Annotated in this window: 5 protein-coding genes and 1 pseudogene; all 6 read left to right on the top strand. The window is 49.9% G+C overall.

Annotation, left to right across the window (positions count from 1 at the left end; translation table 11 throughout):
- Window positions 1–244 (top strand): annotated as a pseudogene (locus C7R94_RS15310) (methyl-accepting chemotaxis protein); the annotation flags it as partial.
- A gap of 115 nt (window positions 245–359) precedes the next feature.
- Window positions 360–1,328, top strand: a complete 969-nt coding sequence (gene paaA, locus C7R94_RS15305) for a 1,2-phenylacetyl-CoA epoxidase subunit PaaA (protein WP_106782506.1) — start codon at window positions 360–362, stop codon at window positions 1,326–1,328.
- A 10-nt stretch (window positions 1,329–1,338) separates the two neighbouring features.
- On the top strand, window positions 1,339–1,671 hold the full coding sequence (paaB, locus tag C7R94_RS15300) for a 1,2-phenylacetyl-CoA epoxidase subunit PaaB (protein ID WP_106782504.1): 333 nt from the start codon (window positions 1,339–1,341) through the stop codon (window positions 1,669–1,671).
- A 17-nt stretch (window positions 1,672–1,688) separates the two neighbouring features.
- Window positions 1,689–2,522 carry a 1,2-phenylacetyl-CoA epoxidase subunit PaaC gene (gene paaC / locus C7R94_RS15295; RefSeq protein WP_106782501.1) on the top strand — a complete coding sequence of 278 codons (834 nt, stop codon included), beginning with the start codon at window positions 1,689–1,691 and terminating at the stop codon, window positions 2,520–2,522.
- A gap of 17 nt (window positions 2,523–2,539) precedes the next feature.
- Window positions 2,540–3,043: a 1,2-phenylacetyl-CoA epoxidase subunit PaaD gene (paaD, locus tag C7R94_RS15290; RefSeq protein ID WP_106782499.1), complete on the top strand. Its 504-nt coding sequence runs from the start codon at window positions 2,540–2,542 to the stop codon at window positions 3,041–3,043.
- A gap of 24 nt (window positions 3,044–3,067) precedes the next feature.
- Window positions 3,068–3,416 (top strand): aldehyde dehydrogenase family protein (locus C7R94_RS15285; RefSeq protein ID WP_146142804.1); only part of this gene is annotated, 349 nt, incomplete at its 3' end.

Genomic DNA, 3,416 nt, shown 5'->3' with positions numbered 1-3,416 from the left:
CGTGGTCGCAGAGGAAATCCGTCAGCTTTCCCAGACGACGGCTACTTCAGCGAAGGGCATTTTCCAACTATTAGATGAAATGAATGCACTCGTCGGAACGGTTACTGGCGAAATGGAGAAGACGATGAATCACAGCGTACAGCAGTCGACGCGAATACAGGAACTGGATGCAGTCATGCAAGAGCTGCGGCAAATGGCCGAGCAGTTGAAAAAAGCAGCAGATATAACTGGGCGCGGAGAATAGATGAGTCCTTATGTAAGCGTATTGCAAAAACGTATGACGTTATGTTATTATTGCGTTATAAAAACGTATTATAATTTTAACATAATGCATATCTGATAAAAGGAGGGCGTTCTCCATGCAAATGAGGCTCGAACATGCCGATCTGACTGAAAACGAAAAATTGGAAGCGTTTTTAGCGAGAATCGATCGCGGGGAAAAAATAGAGGCAGACGATTGGATGCCAGACGACTATCGCAACCAGTTGATCAAGCTGATTTCGATGCATGGCATCAGTGAGATCATGGGTGCCTTGCCGGAAAAAGAATGGGTACCAAAGGCCCCGACACTGCGCAGAAAGCTGGCGATTATGGCGAAGGTCCAAGACGAGATGGGGCACGGTCAATTGCTGCTTCGCGTCGCAGAAGACTTGCTTGAGCCATTGGGCAAGACGCGCGAGGATATCATGAATGATTTGTTTGCAAAAAGACTGAAATTTCACAATGTATTCCACATGGAAGCACCTACTTGGGCTGATGCTGGTGTGATTGGCTGGCTGGTTGACGGAGCGGCTATCATCACGCAATCGATGTCCCTCGATACATCTTATGCACCTTACGCGCGCGCTCTGCATCGGATCTGTGCGGAAGAAAAGTTCCATGCCCAGCACGGGGAGAGCATCGTCTTGGAGTTGGCAGAAGGCACCAATGAACAGCGTCAAATGCTGCAGGATGCCATCCATCGTTGGTGGCCTGCCCTCTTGATGTTTTTCGGACCGCCGGAAATCGGGAACATTACGAGCAATCAGGAAGCCAACATGCGCTACAAGATTCGCACACAGACCAATGAAGAATTGCGCCAAGTATTCCTGAAAAAGTATCTGCCGCGTATTTTCCACCTTGGCTTTACTGTGCCAGACGATACGATTTACTTCGACGAGGCAGAAGACAAATGGGTCTACCAACAGCCTGACTGGGAAGAGTTCAAGCAAATCGTCAAGGGGAACGGACCGCGCTCCGCCCATCGTCTGAATCTTCGGGTAATGTCTTATGAGGAAACCAAATGGGTGCGCGACGCGATTATGTCGTATGGCCGACAAGTAGGGTAGGTGAATGTGGATGAGCAGCGAAAACTTTTTCATATACGAGGTATTCAGCCAAAAAAGTGTAAATGCTCCATTCGTCCAACAGTTCAGTTTGTTGGCACCCAATAAAGAAGTTGCACTGAGTATGGCGAGGGAGAATTTTTTGCGCCGGGAGCCTTGTTTTAATTTGTGGGTAGTCAAGCGCGACGACATTTTTGGACTGCCGCCAGAGGAGCGTCCTTTCCTGGAAAGACTCGATAACAAGAGCTATCGGGAGACCAAAGGATACGGCGACTTGCAGTCGAGATGGCGCCACCATCGCGAGCAGTTCGAAGAAAAACAGAAGCATGCAGGCAGCGGCAGTTAAGCAGGAGGGATACAATCATGGGCGACCGTTTACATGTAGAAACAGTGGAAGCAGCAAAACAAAACCCGTCATTTGCAAAAGCCTTGACCGACCTGTTGTTCCAGCTTGCTGATGACGATTTTATATTGGCTTATCGCGGATCGGAATGGCTTGGGCTGGCTCCGCATATTGAAGAAGATGTGGCCTTTTCATCGATGTCTCAGGACATGATGGGCCATGCCGTGATGTTTTATGAAATGCTTGAGCAATTAGGAGTGGGCAAAGCAGACGATCTCGCACAGCTGCGCGAGGCGAAGGCATTTTCCAATGCGATCTTGGTAGAGCGTAAAAACGGCGACGGCGAATACAACGATCATCCGCATTACGATTGGGCTTATGCGATTGTTCGCAGCTATGTGTACGGCTTATACAAGCAGGTTCGCTTGGAGGCACTGACACAGTCGTCATACGCACCGCTCGCGCTGGTCAGTCGCAAAATGATGACAGAGCATCGCTATCATCTGATGCACTGGCAAGTTTGGTTGAAGCAATTGGCGAATAGTACGGCTGATGCGCGTCAGAGGCTGGAAGCAGCCATTGCAAAAGTTTGGGAGGATGCCGGGGAGCTGCCTCATCTTGGACCAAACCAGGGCGATATCGTACAGTTTGGCCTGATTGCAGAAGAAGAGCAGCTGAAACAAAAATGGCTGGCACTGACTAAAGACATTTTCGATAAAGCAGGACTCGACTGGCCGGGTGAGCCAGGAGTGCCACAAGAGCGTGGCCGTCACGGTGAACATACTGCTGATCTGGTGCAGGCTTTAGCTACCTTGTCTGAAGTGTACCGCATTGATCCGGCTGCAGGCTGGTAAAAAGGAGTGATTCTCTCATGGCGCAAGAAGAACTGCAACTGCATGAAGGGCTTGAAGCGACATGCTGGGAACTGCTGCAGCAAGTAACGGATCCCGAAATTCCGGTAATCAGCATGGTGGAGATGGGGATGATTCACAAAGTGCGCGTCGAGGCAGACGTCGTACACGTCGAGGTTCTCCCTACCTTTGTCGGCTGTCCGGCACTCGAGATCATGAAGAAGAACATCACAGAAAAGCTGGTGGAGGCAGAAGGAATCAATCAGGTTCAGGTCGCGTTCGTCTATGATCCAGCCTGGACATCTGATCGTATCGCCTTGGATGCTCGCGATAAGCTAAAAAGCTTTGGTATCGCGCCGCCACCGCTTGACTTCAAACCGGGAGACACATGGGAGGTAGCCTGTCCCTACTGTGATTCCCCCTATACACAAATAGAAAATTTGTTTGGCCCTGCTGCTTGTCGAAGTATTTTGTATTGCCGGCACTGCAAAAATCCGTTTGAGGCCCTAAAACCAATCTATTGAGAGAGAGTGAGAGGAGCGAATGTCATGGGAGAGTACAAGCAAATGTTTATTAATGGAGAATGGGTAACGGCCGAAAGTGGCGAGTCCATTCAGATTACGAATCCTGCTACAGGTGAAACAGTTGGAACAGTAACCTTCGGCGATGGTCGTGATGCCAACAAGGCCATCGACGCTGCTCATCAGGCATTTGCCAGCTGGTCTCGACTGACTGCTCGCGAGCGCGCCAAATATTTGTACAACTTGTCCGAGCTGGTAAAAAACAATCGAGATGAACTGGCGGGCATCATTTCTGCTGAAATGGGCAAGCCTTTGGGCGAGGCAAAAGGTGAAGTGCTGGGTGCCGCTGATAACTTTGTCTGGTACGCAGAAGAAG

Origin of the sequence: Brevibacillus sp. NRRL NRS-603 (assembly GCF_003013445.1) — a bacterium.
Lineage (GTDB): Bacteria > Bacillota > Bacilli > Brevibacillales > Brevibacillaceae > Brevibacillus > Brevibacillus formosus.
This window is presented reverse-complemented; position numbering and strand designations above follow the sequence as displayed.